Annotated in this window: 2 protein-coding genes; both read right to left on the reverse strand. The window is 73.1% G+C overall.

Going from position 1 to position 4,019, the window contains the following annotated elements; all coding sequences use genetic code 11:
• Positions 1 to 1,580: type I polyketide synthase (locus AC4IJH_RS43110; RefSeq protein ID WP_490857502.1), on the reverse strand; the 1,580-nt coding region annotated here is incomplete at its 3' end.
• A 104-nt stretch (positions 1,581 to 1,684) separates the two neighbouring features.
• Positions 1,685 to 4,019 (reverse strand): SDR family NAD(P)-dependent oxidoreductase (locus AC4IJH_RS43115; protein WP_490857503.1); only part of this gene is annotated, 2,335 nt, incomplete at its 5' end.

Below are 4,019 nucleotides of genomic sequence, written 5' to 3' on the forward strand. Positions count from 1 at the left end.
CCCACATCCACCGGCTCCAACTCCGCACGAGCCGAAACCCACTCCCGCAACCGACCCGCCTGCGCCGCCAGACCCTCCACGGACTGACCCGACACCAGCCACGCACCGGCGCCACCGATCTCTACGACCGCCGCCGCGGTTTCGGGCGCACCGGTCTCCTCGCCCTCAGCGGGAGTCTCGGCAGGCTCGGGGGCCTCCTCCACGATGACGTGGGCGTTGGTGCCGCTGATACCGAACGAGGACACTCCGGCGCGGCGCGGACGCTCTCCGGCGGGCCACGGCACCGACTCGGTCAGCAGCTTGATGTCGCCGGCGGTCCAGTCCACGTGGGAGGACGGCTCGTCCGCGTACAGGGTCTGCGGGAGCTGCTGGTGCTGGAGGGCGAGCACCATCTTGATCAGGCCCGCGACGCCGGCCGCGGCCTGGGTGTGGCCGATGTTGGACTTCACCGAGCCCAGCCACAACGGGCCCTGCTCCGCGCGCTCCTGTCCGTAGGTGGCCAGCAGTGCCTGTGCCTCGATGGGGTCGCCCAGCGTGGTGCCCGTACCGTGCGCCTCCACCACGTCCACATCGCTGGCCGACAGCTGGGCGCTGGCCAAGGCGGCGCGGATCACGCGCTGCTGGGACGGGCCGTTGGGCGCCGTCAGACCGTTGGACGCACCGTCCTGGTTCACCGCGGAGCCGCGTACCACCGCGAGGACCTTGTGGCCGTTGCGCCGCGCGTCGGACAGTCGCTCCACGACGAGCATGCCCGCGCCCTCGGCCCAGCCGGTGCCGTCGGCGTCCTCGGAGAACGCACGGCAGCGCCCGTCCTCCGACAGCCCCTGCTGCCGCGAGAACTCCACGAAGGTCCCCGGCGTCACCATGACCGTCACACCACCGGCCAGCGCGAGCGAGCACTCGCCAGAGCGCACCGCCTGGACGGCCAGGTGCAGCGCTACGAGGGACGACGAGCACGCGGTGTCCACCGTCACCGCCGGGCCCTCAAGACCCAGCACGTACGACACCCGGCCCGACAGCACACTCGTCGCATTGCCGGTCATCAAGTGCCCCTCGGCACCCGAACCGCCCTGACCCGCCCACGAGACACCGATCCCGTAACCGGACGCGAAACCGCCCGCGAACACACCGGTCGCGCTGCCGTGCAGCGACTGCGGGTCGATCCCGGCCCGCTCCAGCGCCTCCCACGAGGTCTCCAGCAGCAAACGCTGCTGCGGGTCCATCGCCAGCGCCTCGCGCGGGCTGATCCCGAAGAACCCCGCATCGAACACCGTCGCATCGCGCAGGAACGCGCCCTGCGCCACGTACGAGGTGCCATCGCTCTCGCGATCCGGGTCGTACACGCTGTCCAGGTCCCAGCCGCGGTCGGTCGGGAAACCGCCCACCGCGTCCCCGCCCGAGGACAGCAGCTTCCAGAACTCCTCGGGGCTGCCCGCACCACCCGGGAAACGGCACGCCATACCGACGATCGCCACCGGCTCCGTCGCCCGCTCCTGCACCTTGCGCAGCCGTGCTCGGGCGTCCTGGGCGTCTGCAATGGCCCGCTTAAGGTAACTACGAAGCTTGTCCTCGTCAGACACGTCAGCTCCCAGGAATGATGTTTCGGCAGTTTCAGGGGCGGGCCGGCCGCACGGAGCGTGCGGCCAGCCCAGTTCCGGCGGGGCCCGTCAGGACCGGGCAGGGGTCACTCGAGTTCGTCGACGAGGGCGAACAGCTCGTCGTCGGTCGCGGCCTCGAGTTCTTCCTCACGCCGCTTCTTGCTCTTGTCGGCGTCCTGGCTGCCCATGGCATCCAGCAGCCGGCGCAGCCGCTCGGTGGCCTCCTCGCGCACCGGCTCGTCCACCGACTCCCGAAGCGCGGCCTCCAGCCGGTCGAGCTCGGCGAGCAGCGGCACCGACACCGCCTCGTCGGGGACCATCTCGGTCCGCAGCCAGGTGGCCAGCGCGACCGGGGTGGGGTAGTCGAACACCAGCGTGGCGGGCAGTCGCAGCCCCGTCACACCGTTGAGGCGGTTGCGCAGTTCGACGGAGGTCAGCGAGTCGAAGCCCAGGTCCTTGAACGCCCGGCGGCCCTCGATCGCCTCGGCCGAGGCGTGCCCCAGTGCCGCGGCCACTTCGGCCCGCACCACATCGGTGAGCACCCGCTCCTGCTCCGCCCGACCCAACTCGGCCAGGCGTCGCACCAGTTCGCCTTCGCTGCGATGCGTACCGCTGCCGCTCGGACCCGAGACGGCGGCGAGCCGGCGGATCTCCGGCAGATCGCGTACGAGGGGTGTCTCCCGCGGGTCCGTGGCGCCCGGCGCCGCCACCAGCTGGGCCCAGTCGACGTCCATCACCGTCACGACGGCGTCCGGACCGTCCAGCGCCTCGCCCAGGGCGCGTACGGCGAGCTGCGGGTCCATGGGCGGCATCGGGCCACGCTTGACCCGCGCCCGCACCACCTCGCTGGACGCGGCGAAACCGCCGCCCGCCCATGCGCCCCAGGCCACGGTCAGACCGGCCAGGCCGCGGCCCCGCCGGTGCTCCGCCAGGGCGTCCAGGTAGGCGTTGGCCGCCGCGTAGTTGCCCTGACCCGCGGCTCCCAGAGTCGACGCCGCGGAGGAGAACAGTACGAACGCGTCCAGGTCCAGGCCGGCGGTCGCCTCGTCCAGGTGGGCGGCGCTGGCGGCCTTCGCGGCCAGCACCGTCTCCAGACGCGACACCGAAAGCCGGTCCACGACACCGTCGTCCAGCACCGCTGCCGTGTGCATCACGGCGGAGACGGCAGCTCCCGTCGCTCCGGTCCAGGCCACCAGCCCGGCCACGGCCGACCGGTCGCTGACATCGCACGCCACCACGTCGACGGCGGTCCCGGCGGTCGCCAGTTCGGCCGCCAACGCGGCAGCGCCCTGCGCTCCGGGCCCGGAGCGGCTGGTCAGCACCAGACGCGGTGCCCCGCGCCCGGCCAGCCAGCGCGACACATGCCCGGCGATCGCTCCCGTACCACCGGTGATCAGCACACTGCCGCGCGGTGTCCAGGTACGGCCGTTGCCACGGTGCTGTGCCGCCCGGGTCAGCCTGCGGCCGAGGATTCCGGCCGTCCTGATGGCGACCTGGTCCTCGCCGCACCCGGCCAGCACCGCTACGAGGCGCGCACCGGCCCGGTCGTCCACCGTCGCGGGCAGGTCGACCAACCCGCCCCAGCGATCCGGGTGTTCCAGGCCGACGACCCGGCCCAGACCCCACACCTGCGCCTGCACCGGGCTGACCAGCGCCTCGCCGGGGGTGGCCACGACCGCGCCCCGGGTGGCCAGCCACAGCGGCGCGACGACGTCGGCGTCGCCGAGAGCCTGGATGAGGCCCAGCGTCGCGGCCAGTCCCCCGGTCACCACCGGGTAGTCCGGCACCGGGGTCTCGTCCAGCGCCAGCAGCGACAGCACACCGGCCACACCGGACTCCGCGCCCGCACGCTCCAGCGCCGAACCCAGTACGGCCGCCATATCCGCGCGGTCCACGACGCCGGCCGCCACCTCTGCCACGACGACCTCGGCACCACGGGCGCCGAGCGCCGCAGCGCACTGTCGCGCCACGTCGTCCTCGCCCGGCCCAGCGGGGGCCACAAGGAGCCAAGTGCCGGACAGGACATGGGAGTCGGGCTCGGTTGCCGGAGCCCAGCTCGCCCGGTAGCGCCAGTTCGCGGTCGCCGAACGATCCTGCTCACGGCGCCGCCAGGACGCCAGCGCGGGCAGCACCTCACCCAGATGCTGCTGGTCCTCGATGGCCAGCGTGTCCGCGATCCGCGCCAGGTCACCGTCCTCGACGGCGGCCCAGAACCGGGCCTCCGCCGCCGTACTCGCACCATCGCCACCGGCGACCGATCCCGGCGTGGGGAAGTTCAGAGTCCCCTCCGGCCAGAACCGCTGGTGCCGGAAGGCGTACGTCGGCAGCTCCACGCGCTTCCCGGCCGGGAGCACCGTCGCCCAGTCGACGGTGGCACCGTTGACGAACGCCCGCGCCAGGCCGTTGACAAGGCCGGTCACG

This window comes from Streptomyces sp. UF-297 (assembly GCF_058245575.1).